At 57.9% G+C, this 18,767-nt stretch carries 15 protein-coding genes; 4 read left to right on the top strand and 11 right to left on the bottom strand.

Annotated elements, in window-relative coordinates; all coding sequences use genetic code 11:
* Positions 1-68 precede the first annotated feature (68 nt).
* Positions 69-1,361 (top strand): serine--tRNA ligase, encoded by a 1,293-nt coding sequence (gene serS / locus GS636_RS03765; protein WP_171668483.1) that lies wholly within the window; start codon positions 69-71, stop codon positions 1,359-1,361.
* Between the two features lie 55 nt (positions 1,362-1,416).
* Here serS and GS636_RS03770 read toward each other — a convergent pair whose 3' ends face one another.
* The 5 genes from GS636_RS03770 to GS636_RS03790 form a co-directional block, all read right to left on the bottom strand.
* Positions 1,417-2,070 (bottom strand): helix-hairpin-helix domain-containing protein, encoded by a 654-nt coding sequence (locus tag GS636_RS03770; protein ID WP_171668484.1) that lies wholly within the window; start codon positions 2,068-2,070, stop codon positions 1,417-1,419.
* 89 nt (positions 2,071-2,159) lie between these two features.
* Entirely contained in the window at positions 2,160-3,143 is a 984-nt protein-coding gene (locus GS636_RS03775; RefSeq protein ID WP_171668485.1) for a fatty acid desaturase, read from the bottom strand.
* A gap of 162 nt (positions 3,144-3,305) precedes the next feature.
* On the bottom strand, positions 3,306-4,769 hold the full coding sequence (gene der, locus GS636_RS03780; RefSeq protein WP_171668486.1) for a ribosome biogenesis GTPase Der: 1,464 nt from the start codon (positions 4,767-4,769) through the stop codon (positions 3,306-3,308).
* 49 nt (positions 4,770-4,818) lie between these two features.
* Positions 4,819-6,141 (bottom strand): PQQ-like beta-propeller repeat protein, encoded by a 1,323-nt coding sequence (locus GS636_RS03785; protein ID WP_171668487.1) that lies wholly within the window; start codon positions 6,139-6,141, stop codon positions 4,819-4,821.
* 45 nt (positions 6,142-6,186) lie between these two features.
* Positions 6,187-6,858: a hypothetical protein gene (locus GS636_RS03790; protein ID WP_171668488.1), complete on the bottom strand. Its 672-nt coding sequence runs from the start codon at positions 6,856-6,858 to the stop codon at positions 6,187-6,189.
* A gap of 227 nt (positions 6,859-7,085) precedes the next feature.
* Between GS636_RS03790 and GS636_RS03795 the strand changes: the two genes are divergently transcribed.
* Both GS636_RS03795 and GS636_RS03800 read left to right on the top strand, forming a co-directional pair.
* Entirely contained in the window at positions 7,086-8,312 is a 1,227-nt protein-coding gene (locus GS636_RS03795) for an efflux RND transporter periplasmic adaptor subunit (RefSeq protein WP_171668489.1), read from the top strand.
* Positions 8,309-12,097 carry an efflux RND transporter permease subunit gene (locus GS636_RS03800; RefSeq protein ID WP_171668490.1) on the top strand — a complete coding sequence of 1,263 codons (3,789 nt, stop codon included), beginning with the start codon at positions 8,309-8,311 and terminating at the stop codon, positions 12,095-12,097. Before GS636_RS03795 ends, GS636_RS03800 begins: the two co-directional genes overlap by 4 nt.
* A gap of 43 nt (positions 12,098-12,140) precedes the next feature.
* Here GS636_RS03800 and GS636_RS03805 read toward each other — a convergent pair whose 3' ends face one another.
* The 3 genes from GS636_RS03805 to GS636_RS03815 all read right to left on the bottom strand — a co-directional run bounded on the left by GS636_RS03805 (position 12,141) and on the right by GS636_RS03815 (position 15,856).
* Positions 12,141-12,527: a DUF2147 domain-containing protein gene (locus GS636_RS03805; RefSeq protein ID WP_253762628.1), complete on the bottom strand. Its 387-nt coding sequence runs from the start codon at positions 12,525-12,527 to the stop codon at positions 12,141-12,143.
* A 69-nt stretch (positions 12,528-12,596) separates the two neighbouring features.
* A complete protein-coding gene (locus GS636_RS03810) occupies positions 12,597-14,387 on the bottom strand; it encodes an ABC transporter ATP-binding protein/permease (protein WP_216602824.1) in 1,791 nt (596 codons plus the stop codon).
* 92 nt (positions 14,388-14,479) lie between these two features.
* A complete protein-coding gene (locus GS636_RS03815) occupies positions 14,480-15,856 on the bottom strand; it encodes a LysM peptidoglycan-binding domain-containing protein (RefSeq protein WP_171668493.1) in 1,377 nt (458 codons plus the stop codon).
* A gap of 127 nt (positions 15,857-15,983) precedes the next feature.
* On the opposite strand from GS636_RS03815, the gene GS636_RS03820 reads away from it, so the two are divergent.
* On the top strand, positions 15,984-16,535 hold the full coding sequence (locus GS636_RS03820) for a TIGR00730 family Rossman fold protein (protein ID WP_171668494.1): 552 nt from the start codon (positions 15,984-15,986) through the stop codon (positions 16,533-16,535).
* A gap of 42 nt (positions 16,536-16,577) precedes the next feature.
* On the opposite strand, the gene GS636_RS03825 is transcribed toward GS636_RS03820, so the two are convergent.
* From GS636_RS03825 to GS636_RS03835, 3 genes are all read right to left on the bottom strand, one after another.
* Complete coding sequence (locus tag GS636_RS03825) at positions 16,578-17,039, bottom strand: host attachment family protein (RefSeq protein ID WP_171090811.1); 462 nt, start codon at positions 17,037-17,039, stop codon at positions 16,578-16,580.
* A 219-nt stretch (positions 17,040-17,258) separates the two neighbouring features.
* A complete protein-coding gene (locus GS636_RS03830; RefSeq protein ID WP_171668495.1) occupies positions 17,259-18,137 on the bottom strand; it encodes a metallophosphoesterase in 879 nt (292 codons plus the stop codon).
* Positions 18,138-18,141: 4 nt separating this feature from the next.
* Entirely contained in the window at positions 18,142-18,741 is a 600-nt protein-coding gene (locus tag GS636_RS03835) for a superoxide dismutase (RefSeq protein WP_171668496.1), read from the bottom strand.
* Positions 18,742-18,767 lie beyond the last annotated feature (26 nt).

The raw sequence follows: 18,767 nt of genomic DNA on the forward strand, positions 1-18,767 counted from the left end.
TGCTACACCCTGCCCGACAGATGGTGCATAAGCGGTTTCAGTGATTCACGCATTTAAGGATCTGAGACATGCACGACATCCGCGCCATTCGCGAAAACCCTGCCGCCTTCGACGCCGCCCTTGCGCGCCGTGGGGACGCGCCGGTGTCGTCAGACCTGCTGCGGCTGGACGAAAGTCGCCGGGCCAAGATCCTGGCCGCCGAGACCGCGCAGGCTGAACAGAACAAAGCCTCCAAAGAGGTCGGTGCTGCAAAGGGTCGTGGTGACGAGGCAGAGTTCGAACGCCTTCGCGCGCTTGTCGCCCAGAAGAAGGCCGAGATCGCCCAGATGCAGACCGAGGCAAAGGATCTCGACGCGCTGTTGACCGATCAACTGGCCCGCATCGCCAATCTGCCTGCCGATGACGTGCCGCAAGGCGCAGATGAGGACGACAATGTCGAGGTGAACCGTTGGGGCACCCCGCGCACGTTCGACTTTGCCCCGAAAGAGCATTTCGAAATCCCCGCCGTTGCCGCTGCGATGGATTTTGAAACGGCCGCCAAGACCAGCGGCAGCCGCTTTGTTAACCTGTCAAAGGGCGTCGCGCGCATCCATCGCGCGCTGGCTCAGTTCATGCTGGATACTCATATTGACAAGAACGGGCTGACCGAGATGCAGACTCCGGTTTTGGTTCGCGATGAGGCGATGTACGGGACAGACAAGCTGCCAAAATTCGGTGATGACAGCTATCAGACAACCAACGGCTGGTGGCTTATCCCGACGTCTGAGGTGACACTGACCTATTCGGTCGCAGGTGACATTCTGGATGAAGCTGCCCTGCCCATCCGCATGACGGCGCACACAGCTTGCTTTCGCTCCGAAGCCGGTAGCGCGGGCAAGGACACGTCAGGCATGCTGCGTCAGCATCAGTTCGAAAAGGTTGAAATGGTCTCGGTCACGCATCCCGACGAGTCTGATGACGAACAAAAGCGCATGCTGCGCTGCGCCGAGGACCTGCTGGAGCAGTTGGGTATTCCCTACCGCACCGTTGTTCTTTGCACCGGCGATATGGGTTTTGGTGCGCGCCGTACATTCGACATCGAAGCATGGCTGCCCGGTCAGGACACGTATCGTGAGATCAGCTCGGTCTCGACCACCGGAGCGTTTCAGGCACGCCGCATGAACGCCCGATTCCGTCCCGAAGGTGGTGGAAAACCGGAATACGTTCATACGCTGAACGGCTCGGGTCTGGCCGTTGGGCGCTGCCTGATTGCTGTGTTGGAAAACGGCCAGAACGCGGACGGCAGTGTAACCCTTCCGCAAGCTCTCAGCCCTTATCTGGGTGGCAAACTGACGCTGCAACTGGACGGCACATTGGTATAAGAAAACCGACGCCCCATAAGGCGTCGGTCGCATATGATGAAAAGGCGGAGAAGACTTATTTCTTCGCCTTTTTCTTATCCTTTTTCTTGTCTTTCTTCTTGCTGTCTTTCTTGTCGCTCTTTTTCGCGGCGTCTTTCGACTTATCGTCCTTCTTGGACTTCTTGCCTTTTTTGGACTTGGCTTTCACTTTGTCCTTGGCCTTTGAAAACGCGGCTTCCATTTCTGCACGTTTCTTGGCGGCTTTTTCAGCCTTGGCTTTGGCCTTGGCCTTTTTACGGGCTTTGGCTTCGGCGGCCTCAGCGGCTGCTTTTTCTTCTGCTGCCTTCTTCGCCGCCTCTTCGGCGCGTTTCTCGGCGGCGGCGGCTGCAACGGTCTTGCGGGCGGCCGTGCGTCGTGCCGCAGGCTTACGCGCCGCAGGTTTTTGAGCAGCAGGTTTACGGGCCGCAGGTTTTTGAGCAGCAGGTTTACGGGCCGGAGCCCGGCGCGCAGCGGGTTTAGTGGGTGCGGGTTTAGCGGCAGCGGGTTTTGAAGCAGTAGCTTCTTTTGCCGCAGCTATGAGCACCGCAGCACGCGCCAGACCAATCCGGGGAACCTTGACCAGATCTTCGGGCTTGGCCTTGGCAATCGCCTCGGCTGTCTTAAAGCCGTTGGTGGACAAAGCCGTGGCAAGCGCTTCGCCCACACCTTTAACATCGGTCACTGCGGTCATTCCGGATCCTTTCTCTTTCTCCCTGTATTAACGTATATACACAAGATATACGCCACTTCAAGCCGCGGGTCCAAACCGCGCGACTCTGTTTAACTATGGGCCAAGTCCGCCGTACGCCCTTTCTTGGGAAACGGTACCAAACGTTTGGCGTCCTCATCCCAAAGCTTGAGGTTCAGCGCTGCGACCGCCTCGGGGAACTTGATCCGACGCGGAGTATACTCGGGTGGCAGATTGTAATGGCAGGCACGCAGGCGATAAGACGGGATGCGTGCGTTGAAATGGTGAATGTCGTGCAAGGTGATGCAGGCCACTGCGGTGTCGAACCACCAGCCAAAATCCAATGCGGACGAGCCTTGCAGCGCCGCAAGTTGCGGATCCAAATCCGGGCGACGATCCCAGTACGTGTCCTCGAAGTTGTGCTGAAGATAGACAAGGAACACACCCAGCATCCCACCCAGAAGTGAGAAAACAAGCCAGACCAGAATGCCGGTACTGCCGGCAGTCAAATAAAGCAGCCCCAGAAAAACAACGATCGAAAGATTGTGCAGCAACACGCCTTTCAATCCGAACCGCATGGTATTCTTGGGCCAGCGATACCGGATGAAATAGGTGAACAGTGCCCCAACCGGCACCAGGACAAAGGGGTTGCGATAAAGCCGATAGAAAAGGCGTTTGCTCCAATCGGCCTCGTTCCATTCGCGCAGTGTCATCGTGTGAATTTCGCCCGTCTCGCGATGTTCAAGATTGCCGATCCCTGCGTGGTGCAGATTGTGGTTCTGCTTCATCACCTCAAAGGGGGCAAAGGTAAACGGTGACAACCCATGCCCCGCCCATTCATTCTGCTGGCGCGTCTCGAACAGCGAATGATGGCCGCAATCATGTTGTAACACATAAAGCCGCACCGCCGAGAAGGCAAAGACCACACCCGCAGGAACCATAACATACCAGCGATCCACATATCCGATCGCCAGCGCCAGCGATGCAAAATACACCGCGAAAGTTCCAAAATAGCTCAGCGCTGCAAGCCTGTTGTCCTGAACAGCGTATTGCCGCGTATATTCCCTCAGATCCATCCAGCCCTCTCCCACGATGGCCTGTTAAATTTGAACTAAAAATATGACCTGATTGAACAGGTGCAAGCCGCGCGCACGAAAACAGATGCACGCAAGTGAATGCTAGCGTGCCGAAAAGGCGCTGTCACGTCTTTGCGCCGAAAATGCTGATAATTGGCGCAGTTACGCGCGCCCCTTTAAATGCTTGGCCAGCGCGCCCGCGTTTTTCTTGCGGCGCCCTTTGTAGGGGTTCTTGTCCCCCTGTCCGCGCAGTGTCAGTCGGATCGGGGTGCCCGGCATATCGAAATCTTCACGCAATCCGTTGACCAAATAGCGTGTGTAGCTGGCCGGCATCTTGTCGGGGTGCGAGCACATCACAACAAAGCCCGGCGGGCGCGTTTTGGCCTGCGTCATGTAGCGCAGCTTGATCCGACGCCCTTGTGGCGCAGGAGGCGGGTGCTGTTCCAGCATCGCAGTCAGCCAGCGGTTCAGTGCAGCGGTCGGCACCCGGCGGTTCCAGATGTCATGGGCACGCAGGATCGCCGCGCGTAGTCTTTCGAGACCTCGGCCTGTCTTGGCAGACACAGTGATCAAAGGCGCGCCGCGCAATTGCGGTAGCAGACGGTCAAAAGACTCTTTGAGTTCGCGCAGTTTTTCCTGCTTGTTTTCTTCAACATCCCATTTGTTGACTGCAACGACAACGGCCCGGCCCTCGCGCTCGGCCAAATCGGCGATGCGCAGGTCCTGTTGTTCAAACGGAATGGCCGCGTCCAGCAAGACCACAACAACCTCGGCGAATTTTACGGCGCGAAGGCCGTCAGAGACCGACAGCTTTTCCAGCTTTTCCTGCACCTTCGCCTTTTTACGCATCCCCGCTGTATCGAAAATACGCATAGGCGTGCTGTCACCATCCGGATCGGCCCAATCAATCCGCAGACTGATCGCATCGCGGGTGATCCCTGCCTCGGGTCCAGTCAGCAGGCGATCTTCACCGATGATCTTGTTGATCAACGTCGACTTCCCCGCATTCGGCCGCCCGACGACAGCCACTTGCAACGGCTTGGCAGAGGTGATCAGAGGCGTTTCACCCTCGCCTTCTTCATCCAGTTCAATATCGGTTTCCGGGGCTTCTTCGGCCTGTGTTTCTTCGGCCGCATCTGCCAGAGGCATAAGCTGGGCGTAAAGGTCCGTCATGCCCTCGCCGTGTTCGCCGGACAGGCGCACGGGTTCACCCAGACCCAGATTATAAGCTTCCAGAACCCCCGCGTCCGCAGCAGAACCTTCGGCTTTGTTGGCCGCCAAGATCACATGCTTCGAGCGCTTGCGAAGAATCTCGGCGAACATCTCGTCCGTTGGGGTCAGCCCTGTGCGCGCATCGATCATGAACAGGCACACATCGGCCATGTCCACCGCGCGTTCGGTCAGGCGGCGCATCCGCCCCTGAAGGCTGTCATCGGTTGCGTCCTCAAGACCCGCCGTGTCGATCACGGTAAAGCGCAGATCGCCCAGACGCCCTTCGCCTTCGCGCAGGTCGCGTGTCACGCCGGGTTGGTCGTCGACCAAGGCCAGGCGTTTGCCCACTAGGCGATTGAACAGAGTGGATTTGCCCACATTCGGGCGCCCCACGATGGCGAGGGTCAGCGACATGATACTCAACTTTCAAGACTCAAGATGCGCCCTTTAACGCATCTTTCCGTCAACGGAAAGCGTGTAGATCACCCTTGGTCGAAACGACATACAGTGTTTGACCCGCCACAACCGGCGCCGTTGTGGCGCCTCCGGGTACTTCGACCTGATGAACCAGCGTTCCGTCGACCGGATTGAAGAACCGTAGATATCCGTCATTGGATGCTATCACTATACGGCCACCGGCGAGGATCGGACCGTAATGCGCAAAGATCGGGCCACGACGACCACGTTTGTCTTTCACAAAGCCCGGAAGATCCTGCGCCCAGACAACCGAGCCATCTGCCGCGTTCAGACGCACCAACTGGCTGCGGTCGCTGATCAGGAAAATGCTGTTGCCGGCAGGCCATACGGCGTCCACGGCCCCTTCGTCAGCTGTCCAACGGCGTTCGCCCGTTGCAACGTCAAAGGCGACAGTCCGGCCCGAATGGTTGCCGATATAGATCGTGTCCCCGGACACCATAGGACCGCCAGTCACATCAACGATTTGCGCGGCGGCCCGTCCTCGGCGCCCACCGGCAACCGATGCGTTCCAACGGCGAATGCCACCCCGACGGAACGTGGCGGCAACGTCGCCTGAACCAAAAGCAAATACCGCCAAATCCGAGGCGATCACAGGCGCAGGTGCACCAAGCACATTACCCACGCTGGGCGTGCTTTCGATTTGCCAGGCGATACGGCCATCCTTGGTTGCGATGGTCCATCCGGTTTCATCCCCGGCCACCAAATAGAGCAGACCGTCGTTGACAAGCGGTGCACCGCTTCCGGTGGCTTGCAAACGTTTCTGCCACCGAACAGCACCCGTTTTTGCGTCAAGCGCAGTCAGGCGACCATAGCCAGACGAGACGTACAGAACGCCGTCGGCATAGGCCATGCCACCGCCCGTCGCATCGGAATCCCCGTCACTGGAGGGGATCAAATCCGTCTCCCAGGCAACCTGACCCTGAGGCGTTACGGCTGAAACAATTGCTCCGGCATCCAGGGTATAGATCAACCCTCCCGCCACAACCGGCTCGGCGGTGATGCGTTGCTTGCGAGAGTCACCCTGACCGATCGAAGTGGACCAGATCCGCTGCGGCGTCGCGCGCAGTGCCGCATTTGTTGTACGGTACGCGGGCGTTCCCGGACTTTGCGACCAGCTGGCATTCGCCTGCTGTGATGGAAGGCTGATCGGCTGAGAGCCGCTTTTTTCGACTGTCTCCAAATCCGACAGCGGCCGGATGTCTTCGCGCTCGCCGGGGAGAATGGCCTCGGGTTCTTCACAGGCGGCCAATGCGGTCAAAGCCAGCGCCGCGACCGGCAGTCCCACGCGGGAGAATAGTCTAGTTACCATGATATTCCGAACTCGCCTGTCAAAATGTCTTTATTCACCGCCCGATCAGCCTTGTTGCGCCACCAGCGGTTCTGGTTCGCCGCCCAGCGCCACAATCAGTTGCGCTGCACGCTGTTGCAGGTCAATTCCAACCTCGGCATCCTGCCGCAGCGCCTGCAAACGATCCAGCGCCGCCTCGACATTGCCCTCGGACACGTCAATCAGCGCCAGTTGCTCTTCCGCAAGCAGACGCAGTGGGGCGCCCGGTGCCGCAAGCGCTTCGAACTGCTGCCGACGATCTGTCGCGGGCAAGGTGTCGCTTTGCAGCAATAAGGCTTTGAAGCTTGCGATGGCACGGTAGATCTCGGGCAGATCGCCCTGAACCGCAATTGCATTCAGGCTGTTGACCGCATCTTCGCGCGATCCGGCGTCAATCTGCGCGGTTGCAAGCAACATGTTCAATACGGCGTCACCGCCGGGCGATACCGTCTCAATGCTCTGCAACTCAGAGGCCCGCCCATCGGATTCATTCTGGGTCAGAGCAGCAAGAATCGAGTCGCCCAGGTCCTGTGCCTGTGCCGCGTCCCGGGATTTGCGATATTCATTAAAGGCCGCACCGCCGACGATCAGCACAACGGCAACCACACCGACCCAGCCCCAGCGGCGCAACAGCAGATACATCCGGTCGCGGCGTACCTCTTCCGTGACCTCATCAATGAAACTGTCTGTGTCGCTCATTCCCTGCCCCCTGGGCTGTATGTCTTGTCTTGGTGCGCCATGTCATACCCCGGCACCAACGCCAAGCCAAGGGTCCGAATTTGTACATTTTCGCCCTCAGGCATCACTCTTGCGAAAAAAAGTGAACCAAACTATTCAGTTCAGTGTAGAAAAGACATAGGCAAAGCCCCATTTCAAGGCATGAACGTCTCGTGTTCTTGGGCAAAGAATTCTAGGAGAATCCCCGTATGCGTTTGATTTCATTCATCAACGCCATTATGGTCATTGTTGCTTTGTATTTTCTTGTGTTCGAGCGTGATGCGCTGTTTGCCTTCGCCGGACGTGGTGAGGGCGAAGAAACCGCGCAAAGTGAAGCCGCGGCAACCGAGACTTCTGAAATCGCGGCGGTGGGTGTTGTCGCCCTGCGTTCGCAGGCCCGCGAGATCGACAGCGCGGTCTTGTTGCGCGGTCAGACCAAAGCAAACCGGCAGGTCGAGGTTCTGTCGGAAACAACCTCGACCGTGATCTCTGAACCCAAACGCAAAGGTGCTTTTGTCGAAGCCGGGGACATTCTGTGTGAACTTGATCCCGGCACGCGCCCCGCCCAACTGGCCGAAGCCATGGCCGGCAAGCTTGAGGCCGAAAGCCGTATTCCCGAAGCCGAAGCCCGCCTGCAGGAAGCCCATGCGCTGGTGGCCGAGGCCGAGATCAATCTGACCGCGTCACGCAAGTTGGCGGAAACCGGCTTTGCGTCGGAAACCCGCCGGATTTCCAGCGAAGCCGCAATGAGCACCGCCAAGGCCGGGGTGAAGTCGGCAGAGGCCGGTTTGGAAGCCACCCGTGCCGGGATTGAAGCCGCAGCCGCAGCCGTTGAGGCCGCACAGCGCGAGGCCGGTCGCGTGATCATCACCTCGCCTTTCAAGGGCCTGCTGGAAAGCGACACCGCAGAACTGGGCAGCCTGATGCAGCCCGGATCGCTCTGCGCGACGGTCATTCAGCTGGATCCGATCAAGCTGGTGGGCTTTGTGCCCGAGACCGAGGTCAACCGCGTGGTTGTCGGTTCCGAAGCATCCGCGACGTTGGTCACCGGGCGGCAACTTAATGGGCGGGTGACGTTCCTAAGCCGTTCAGCCGATGAGACAACGCGGACGTTCGAGGTAGAGATCACTGTCCCCAACCCGGATCTGACCATCCGTGACGGCCAGACCGCAACCATTCAAATCGCCGCCGAAGGGGCCAAGGCGCATCTGCTGCCGCAATCCGCGCTGACGCTCAGCAATGAGGGTCAATTGGGGGTTCGCACGGTGGGCGCAGGCAACACTGTCGACTTCAAGCCCGTCCAAATTCTGCGCGACACTGCAGAAGGTGTCTGGATCGGCGGGCTGCCGGAAACGGCTGACATCATCGTTGTCGGGCAAGAGTTTGTGACCCGCGGCGTCACTGTGAAACCCACCTATCGGGAAGCATCACAATGACGGGCGTTGTTGCTTGGGCCGCGCATCGAGCCCGTATGGTCCTGGCGTTTATCGCCATCTCGTTAGTCATCGGCGGGTTTGCCTATGTCTCATTGCCGAAAGAGGGTGAGCCGGATATTGAAATACCTGCCCTGTTCGTCTCGGTACAGTTTCCCGGCATTTCAGCGGAAGACTCCGAAAATCTTCTGATCAAGCCGATGGAGACCGAACTGGCGGATCTCGATGGCCTCAAGGAAATGACGTCGACCGCCGCCGAAGGCTATGCGGGGGTCGCGCTGGAGTTTGATTTCGGCTGGGACAAAACCGCGATCATGGCCGACGTCCGCGACGCGATGAATTCGGCGCAGGCGGATTTTCCTGAAGGCGCGGAACAGTATTCGCTGACCGAGATCAACTTTTCAGAATTCCCCATCGTCATTGTTAACCTGACCGGCGCAGTTCCTGAACGCACAATGGCGCGCGTTGCCAAAGACTTGCAGGACGAGCTTGAGGCACTGGATTCGGTACTTGAGGCTGGCATAGCAGGTAATCGCGACGAGATGCTCGAGGTTGTCATCGATCCCTTACGGCTTGAGGCATACAACGTCACAGCAGATGAGCTGATCAATGTGGTTCGGAACAACAACCAGTTGATTGCAGCAGGTGAAGTTGAAACCGCGCAGGGTACATTCTCGGTCAAGATCCCGTCATCGTTCAAGACCGCGCAGGACGTTTATGGCTTGCCGATCAAGGTCAATGGCGATCGGGTCGTAACTCTGGGTGAGTTGGCGCAGATCAATTACACCTTCGAAGACCGCGCCGGCACGGCCCGGTTCAACGGTGAACCAACTGTTGCCCTGCAAGTGGTAAAGCGTAAGGGCTTCAACCTGATCGATACAGTTGCTCAGGTCAAAGAGACCATCGAGCAAGCCAAAACAAAGTGGCCACCTGAACTTCAGGCCGCTGTCGATCTAGGCACGTCCAACGACCAGAGCCGCATCGTGGGTTCGATGGTCAGCCAGTTGGAAGGCTCGGTTCTGACCGCGATTGCACTGGTGATGATCGTGGTGCTGGCCTCGCTGGGCACGCGGGCTGCGTTGTTGGTGGGTTTTGCGATCCCCACCTCATTCCTTCTGTGTTTTGCTTTCCTGGCGGTCATGGGCGTCAGCATTTCGAACATCGTGATGTTCGGTCTTATTCTGGCGGTTGGTATGCTGGTGGACGGTGCAATCGTCGTCGTGGAATACGCCGATAAACGCATCAAGCAGGGCGTCGGACCGATGCACGCCTATGTTGAGGCGGCGCAGCGCATGTTCTGGCCCATCGTGTCGTCGACTGCGACAACGCTTTGCGCCTTCCTGCCCATGCTGTTCTGGCCCGGCGTACCGGGTGAGTTCATGGGAATGCTGCCCGTTACTCTGATCTTTGTTCTGTCGGCGTCGCTGATCGTGGCGCTGATTTACCTTCCGGTCATGGGCGGTGTGTCAGGGCGGCTAAGCCGCGTCTTCGACCGCTCGTCGATCTGGTTGCGCGCGCGTACGCCTTGGTGGCTGCGGGCTGTGCTGGTGCCTCCTTCGCTGTACATGATCTTTCTGGGCGCGATGCAGACCCTGAACCCGGATTACCTGCTACCCGGCGGTTCAATCGCTGGTGCGCTTCTGTTCCTGTTCGGGGCCTTTGCAGGATCCGTGACCCTGAGCGCGGCCAGGATCGAACGCAAAGTGGAAGAGCGCGTTCATACAGCCGACGAACACACGCCCTTTGGTCATGTGGTTCGCTTTCTTGTCGGCAATCCGATCATGCCCATCGTGTCGTTGGCCGCAGTGTTCTTTGCCGTCTACACCGTTGCCTTCGTCTGGTTCCCGCAGGAATCCAGAGGCGTCGAATTTTTCGTGGAAAGCGAACCGGAACAAGCCACCGCCTATGTCCGCGCGCGGGGGAACATCTCGCTTGCGGAAAAAGATGGCATGGTCCTGGCGGCAGAGGATGTGATCGCAGCCCACCCTGCCGTCATCAACGTGTTTTCTTTCGCGGGCGAAGGCGGTCTGAACCAGAACAACGGGGGCGCTCAGGAACCTGCCGATACGGTGGGCCGTGTTCAGTTCGAGATCATCCCCTGGGAAGACCGTCCCAACGTCTCGGAATCTGTTCTGTGGGGCCTGTTTGATCGTCACTTTGTTGCGCCTGAATTTGACGGTGACTTTGTGATTGACGAACTCAACGCGCAACTGGCTGAAATCCCCGGCATCGTTGTCGAGATCCTGCCATTGGAACAAGGCCCGGCCTCGGCCAAGCCCGTGCATCTGCGCATAAAGGGTGATGGGTGGGAGGATCTGACCTCGGCGACGCTCACCGCGCGCGAGGTGTTCGACACCACGCCAGGGTTGATCAAGATCGAAGACACCCTGCCCCTGCCCGGCATCGACTGGCAAATCGACGTGGACGTTGCCAAGGCCGGTCGGTTCGGAGCTGACGTGGCCACGGTTGGGGCCATGGTGCAGTTGGTGACACGCGGTATTCTGCTGGGAGAGATGCGCCCGGACAGCAATGATGAAGAGATTGAAATTCGTGTCCGCCTGCCAGAGGAAGATCGCGTGCTATCGACTTTGGACACGCTCAAGGTTCGTACCCCGGACGGTTTGGTGCCACTGTCGAACTTCGTGAGCCGTAAGCCCGTGGCCAAACTGGCCGAGATCAACCGGGTGGATCAGCAGCGGTACTATGACGTCAAAGCCGACGTTGAACCAGGTTTGAGCAAGGTTACGACCGAAGGCCCCGACGGTGAACTCGTCCGTCTTGCCGTGGTTCGGGAAGCTGCCGAAGGCTATACCCCCAACGGCACGGTCCTCAACAGCGGGGGCGGAAAGTCCTACGAGTTGGTTCAATTGACCGGCGCCGATAGCGTGGATCAACTCATCAGCACGGTTGAAAGCGGAGACGCACAGTTCGCGTTGATCAACCCAAATGAACGGATTGCGGTTCTGACCGAATGGCTTGAAACGGGTCCGTTTTCCAATTCGATCAGTTGGGAATGGACGGGCGATCAGGAAGAACAGGCAGAATCAGGCGCTTTCCTGGTAAACGCCTTCATGGGCGCGCTGGGGCTTATGTTCGTGATCCTACTGGCCCAGTTCAATTCGTTCTACAATTCGGTGCTGGTGCTTTTGGCGGTTGTTCTGTCCACCACCGGGGTTCTGATCGGCATGATCGTGATGGAACAGCCGTTCTCGATCATCATGACAGGTACAGGCATCGTGGCTTTGGCGGGGATCGTGGTGAACAACAACATCGTTCTGATCGATACCTATCAAGAATACAGCACGTACATGCCCCGGATCGAAGCGATCATTCGAACCGCAGAATCGCGCATTCGTCCGGTTCTGCTGACCACCCTCACGACAATGGCAGGTCTGACGCCCATGATGTTCGGACTGTCGCTGGACTTTATCAATGGCGGCTATTCCATCGACAGCCCCACTGCCCTGTGGTGGAAGCAGTTGGCGACGGCGGTGGTATTTGGTCTGGGTATTGCCACTGTTCTGACCCTGATCGTGACGCCATCGCTTCTGGCGTTGCGGGTTTGGGTGACAACCTATGCGGTGTGGCTCAGCCGTTTGCTGGCGCGCGTGACCGCTGGCAGGTCTAGCCAGATTGCGCAGGATATGGCGATTGGCCGCTCTGCCCGTCAAATGCAGGCAACCGAGATTGTGTGGGAGGATGAATCGCAATCAGGACGGCCGGAGCAGGACAGCGGATCGGATCGGCCGGATCATCCTTCGGGACCGCCACTGAAGGCCGCTGAGTAAAGCAAAGGACCGGATTTTCCGGTCCTTTTTCATTTGACCGATATCACAAACGATACCACGTCTGATGCGCGCAAATCTCATGCTCGCACCCTTTGACCAACAACGTGTCACCCTGCAATGTCATTTGCGGCACGGCGTCTACGTTGATCAGCGGAACCCAGAATTCTCCGCCGCCATATTTTCCACTGCCTTCGCTGGCAACATCCCAGAACAGCTTTTTACCAATGTTTGGCGTTTGGACTTCTTTGCCCGAGGCGTCATAGGCCGAAAGGATCTGGCCGCAGAATTTATCTCCACAAGCCGAGATTTTGATGTGTGAGGTCAGGTTCTTTCGATCCGGCTCGGTTTTCCAGACCCCAACGATGGGATCCGCTGCGACGGCAACAGGAAGACAAACCGCAATCAAAATCGGCAGCAGCCGTTTTTTCATTCTGGCAATCATTGAAGCCACCTTTTTCACTCATCGCAGCCTATCAAATATCGCGATGTTCAAAGAGCCTCAGGCCGCTTCACCGTCCGATTGCTGGCGGTTCCAAAGTTGAGCGTACCGACCCGACCTTGCCAGAAGTTGATCATGCGAACCCTGTTCGATGATCTCTCCGGCCTCCAGAACCACAATCTGATCGGCCTCGGCGATGGTGCTCAGACGATGCGCGATGGTGATCACCGTCCGCCCCTCACCTGCTCGGGCCAGGGCATCTTTGATGTCCTGCTCAGTATCCGTATCCAGCGCCGAGGTCGCCTCGTCCAACAGCAGGATCGGTGGGTTCTTCAGCAAGGTGCGTGCTATTCCGACACGTTGCTTTTCGCCACCGGAAAGCTTCAGGCCACGCTCGCCTACCTTGGTGTTATACCCTTCGGGCAATGAGGCAATAAAATCGTGAATCTGCGCCGCCTTGGCCGCTGCTTCGACCTCGTCCATGGTGGCACCGTCGCGGCCATAGGCAATGTTGTAGCGGATCGTGTCATTAAACAGCACCGTGTCTTGCGGGACGACACCGATGGCGGCATGCAGGCTGGTCTGGGTCACGTCGCGAATGTCCTGACCATCGATCTTCAGCGCCCCTTTGGTCACGTCGTAGAACCGGAACAAGAGCCGCCCGATGGTCGATTTACCCGACCCTGTCGCCCCCACAATGGCCACGGTTTTCCCAGCCGGGACAGTCAGGGACACGCCCTTGAGGATTTCACGCTCGGGATCATAGCCAAAATGCACGTCCTCAAGCGTGACTTCGCCGCCGTTTACCTTCAGGTTCGGCGCGCAGGCCTTGTCTGTGACTTCGGCGGGTTGTTCAAGCAGGTCGAACATTTGCCCCATATCGACCAAGGATTGCCGGATTTCCCGATAGACCGTACCAAGAAAGTTCAGCGGCACGGTAATCTGGATCATGTAGGCGTTGACCATGACAAAATCGCCCACAGTTAGGTTGCCGTTCTGTACCCCGATTGCGGCCAGAACCATCACACCAATCAGGCCGCAGGTGATCAGGAAGGATTGTCCGAAGTTCAGAAATGCCAATGAATAGGCCGTCTTCAGCGCAGCCGCTGCATAGGCCTTCATCGACACGTCGTACCGTTCAGCCTCGCGGGTTTCGGCGTTGAAATACTTGACGGTTTCAAAGTTCAGCAGGCTGTCGATGGCGCGCTGGTTGGCCTCGGTGTCCTGATCGTTCATCTCGCGCCGCAGCTTCACGCGCCATTCGGTCACGGCAAAAGTGAACCAGATGTAAAGGCCAATGGTGACGGCAACGACAACCAGATACCACACGTCGAACAGCCACATCAGGATGATGGCGACCAGCAACAGCTCCAGAATAAGCGGCCCGATCGAGAACAGCAGAAACCGCAGCAGGAACTCAACCCCTTTGACGCCCCGTTCGATGATACGGCTCAGCCCGCCAGTGCGACGCGTGACGTGATAGCGCATCGATAGGTTGTGGATGTGCTGAAACGTCTCAAGCGCCAGCGCCCTCAACGCGCGTTGTCCCACGGGGGCAAAGGCGGCATCCCGCAATTGCTGAAAACCCACCGTCATCATACGCGCAACGCCATAGGCCACTGTCAATCCAACTGCGCCCAGCGCCAATGGCGGCACACCCTCGCCTGCCAGCGCATCAACAGCGCCTTTGTACAGAATGGGCGTATAAACCGCGATCAGCTTGGCCAGAACGAGCATACCCATGGCTATGACGACGCGACGCTGTACCCACGGCTCGTCGTCGGGCCAGAGATAGGGGGCAACCTTGCGGATCGTCCGCCAGCCCGAGCTGCGTTCGTCATCCGACACCATGTCATCTGAAGTCCTAGGAGATGTGCGTCTCATCACGTGCCTTATCTGCGGTGAGAGTTAGACCTCTGCCCATAAATGGCCAGAAGGGCTGATTATTCCGGGATTGTAAAGATTTGCCCGGGATAGATCAGATCCGGATCGCGGATCAAGTCACGATTGGCTTCGAACAGCCGCACATATAAGACCCCGTCGCCAAATCGATCACGTGAGATGGCCCATAGCGTATCGCCCTGCTGCACCGTGACAGACCGGATTGCAGGGGTCGCTTGAGGCGTATCTGCCTGAGCCGTGCCCGTTGCAGCCTGAAGAACGTCAAGTGGTTCGCGTTTGAACGGAGTTTCGACCCGACTAAGGACCGTCCCATCCGTGTTTACCGCATCTACCCGAAGCGTGTAGACACCAGGATCAATGCCTTCCAGATCGCTGCGCCAGGATCCATCTTGTTCCGGGGCAAGATCCGCGACCAGACGGTTGTTCAAGTACAGCCGAATGGCGGCCCCATCCTGAACCCGCCCTGTCAACTGTACGTTGCCGGTGTCAGAATAGCCGATCGTGTCCAGGGCGACCTGCTCGGGCGGTGTGTCGCGTACGACTGGAGGCTGGACAAGTTCAACACCCTCTTCCCCTGATCGCAGCACCGCAACCTTTTGGTCCTGCTCGGGCGTTTCGGCGGGCAGATCAGCGGTTTCTACTGTCTCAGCCTCGGGTTCTGAAGTTTCAGGTTCCGCAACCTGTGCTGTGGTATTCGTGTCGGACTCGGTTTCATCAACCTGTGCGACCTGTTCTTCGTTCGACGTGCTCGGCTCCGGTTCGGGCGTTGCCTCGGCAACAGGTTCTTCTTCAATTGGCTTGGGCAAGGCGGCAATCAGATAATCGTCGGATCGCGTTGCTGGCGCCCCGTCCATGCTTTGCAACACAAGTCCCTGCGCCGTGTCGCTGAAGGGGATCGTCACAAATTCAGCAAACTGACCGCTGCCATCCACGGTGAAGGAATGTGCGACTTCGCCGTTCAGCAGAACCTCTATCCGACTGCCTGGTTCTGCATCGCCCGACAACAGCGCAGTTCCGTCGGTTTCAACAAAAATCTGATCAAGGACCGGAGGCGCGGCTGGCGTGGGCGCAGTTTCTTCCTCTGCAATCTCAGGCGTCTCCGCTTCTACCGGTGCTTCTACCTGCTCAACCGTATCTTCCTTGGGCGAAGAGGTTTCCTCGGTCTTCTCGACGTCCGGCTCAGACGGTTCGGTGACTGCGGCCTCTTCCGTCACCTCAGCCTTGTCCGGCGCCGGTTCTGACGATTCCGAAACAACAGGTGCAGAAGCTGTTTCTTGCGGTGCACTCTCCTCAGGTTCTGGCGCAGTGGTGAAGGCACCCGAAAGATACAGCCCCCCCGCACCCAATACCGCAATAAGACCCGCAATCACCCCCCAGATGAAGTTGCCCGAGCTTCCGTTTCCCGACTTGGCGTCCATTCTTTTCCTTTCACGCCGCCGCGCAAAAGCTTTACGTTGAAAAGCTTTCCGACGGACAGTTGAGGCAATCTATCAATCCCGCTATCACGGGTCAAAACCTCTGACACAACCCCGGAGCCCTTGTTTGATGTCTCAGAAATCAGTCTGTGTGTATTGCGGGTCACGCAATGGTGCCGAGAAGTCTTATTCTGAAACCGCGCGGCAGTTCGGCATGCTGCTGGCACAGGAAGGCTGGCGGCTGGTTTATGGCGCCGGGGATGTGGGATTGATGGGCGAAGTGGCCCGTGCCGCGCAAAATGCCGGTGGTGAAACCTTTGGCGTCATTCCGGTGCATTTAGTTCAGCGAGAGGTCGGAAAAACCGATCTGACCCATTTCGTGATCACCGAGACGATGCACGAGCGCAAGAAGGTCATGATCATGAACGCCGACGCGGTGGTCGTTCTGCCCGGAGGGCCGGGCTCGTTGGATGAATTGTTCGAAGCCCTCACTTGGCGTCAGTTAGGGCTGCACGACAAGCCCATCGTCGTGGTGAACGTGAATGGCTATTGGGATGCGCTGCAGACGCTGCTGGGTCAGGTGATCGGACAAGGCTTTGCCGACGCGTCGCTGGCAGATTTCATCACATGGGTACAAGATGCAGATGCCGCCATGGTCGCCTTGCGGAACAAGCTGAACTGACACCAGAAACGGTGCGGGCGGCAAAACCGCCCGACTTGTTGATCAGGCCAGTCGGGCCTTGGGTTGCAGGCTGTGGCGCACAACCTGCTCGACCTTGTGCAATGGGTGATTGGTCAGGGTCTTGTTGACCTCGGCCACGACCTTGCCCAGCACTTCGCTGTGCAAACGGCGGCGCAGCAGGCCCAGAACATGGGGGCTGGCCACAAGAACCAACCGGTCATAAGCGCCTTTCAGCCCTTTGCGATTTAACAAATTCGCAAGATCCTGCACAAACAGGGACTTTGCATGGGTCTTCCACGTTGGGTCCTCTAAGGCTGATTTCTGCTTTGGCCCGCCATCGTTCCGGCGACCCGCGCGGTCAGTCGGCTTTGAGGCTGGATTGTCTTGTTCCTCGACAGCGACAACAACAAGATTGGGATCGTCAGCATCGGTGATATTCTCCATCACCAGCGCTTTCTCTCCATCTGCAACAATAACCCAAGTTCCCTGTGTAAGTGCGACCATTGCGATCTCCTGTTAAGGTTGTTCTCTGGGTATCCCTCGACCTGCCGGGCATACGGGTTCGTTGACGCACCAGCGGTGCGCAGCCCGGTCGTTGATTGAATTGGTGTGCGGTTCTCTCCCTCCGCCCTACAAAGATGTGCATTGCGGAACGGCAAACAAGATGCGGTTGTGCCGAAAAGAAACCCGTCGGCGGGTTTTCACCGGCGGATCATCATTCCTTTAGGCCGACATCTCTACGACAGTGATTTCGGGTGTCACGCCGAAACGCACCGGCAGGATCGAACATCCGATCCCCCCCGACACCACCAGATCACGCGCACCTTCGCGCACATGGCCATAAGCGAACCGGTTGCCAAACTTCGACGGCACCACAGGCGACCACCCAAACAGGCGCACTTGGCCGCCATGCGTATGCCCCGAAAGTGTCAGGGCCACCCGGTCTGGCACCTTGGGGAAAACATCTGGCTCATGTGCCATCATCACAACCGGAGCATCGTCGGTGATCTGCGCCAAAGTTCCTTCCAGATCATCAAGCCCTTTTGGTTTACCGTTGCGCCAGATCGCCAGTTGATCCTCAAGCCCCGCCAGCCAGATGCCAGGGCTTTCGAGTTTCACGGCGGTGTTAGACAAAACCGAAATGCCGTTCTGTTCCAGAATCTCGGTATAGCGATTGGGTCCTGCCCCACGGCGCTGTGCTGGCTTGTCATCCCACCAGTCGTGATTGCCCAGCACGGCAAAGACACCGTTCTTTGCCTCTAAACCTGCCAGGACAGGTGCCAGATCCTGCATCTCGACGGTTTGAGAGACCCCTTTGTGGCTTGCGAAGAAATCGCCCAGCAGCAGGACAACATCAGGTGCCAGCGCGTTTGTACGGCGCACAACCTGCCTTATGCGATCCAGACCAACATAGGGTTCGCCCACGTGCAAATCGGACAGTACCGCAATCTTGAGCGGTGGTGCGGTCCAATCGTCACGTTTGACGCGCCATTTACGCACGCGCAGCCGCACTGCGGGTTCGATGAAAAACCCGTAGGCTGACGTGATGAGACCTGCCAGCGTCACCGCCAGCAGGCCCTTTATAAACCGACGTCGGTTCAATTCATTACATCCGCGATGCGACGTTTTCCCAGTTCACCAGATTGTCGAGGAAGTTCGACAGGTATGCCGGGCGCTTGTTGCGGAAGTCGATGTAGTACGAGTGCTCCCAAACGTCACAACCCAGCAGTGCGGTTTGGCCAAAGCACAGCGGGTTCACGCCATTCTCGGTCTTGGTCACGGCCAGCGAACCGTCGGCGTTCTTGACCAGCCAGGCCCAGCCCGAACCGAACTGACCGGCACCAGCCGCGCTGAACTGCGATTTGAACTCGTCAACCGAGCCAAAGCTTTCGGTCAGCGCTTTTTCCAACTCACCGGGCATCGCGCCCGCGCCGGGGCCCATCATTTCCCAGAACTGGTTGTGGTTCCACAGCTGGCTGATGTTGTTGAAGATACCGTTTTGCGCCACTGCGTTTGCGTCATAGGTGCCAACGATGATCTCTTCCAGCGACTTGCTGTCCCATTCGGTGCCGGCGATCAGCTTGTTGCCGTTGTCGACATAGGCTTTGTGGTGCAGGTCGTGATGATATTCCAACGTTTCCGCGGACATACCCTTGGCTGCCAGCGCGTCATGTGCATAAGGAAGATCAGGAAGTTCAAAAGCCATGTCGGCCCCCTGTTAAATTAAAGTTG

It is taken from the genome of Ruegeria sp. HKCCD4884 (assembly GCF_013110855.1).
In the GTDB taxonomy this organism is placed as follows: domain Bacteria; phylum Pseudomonadota; class Alphaproteobacteria; order Rhodobacterales; family Rhodobacteraceae; genus Ruegeria.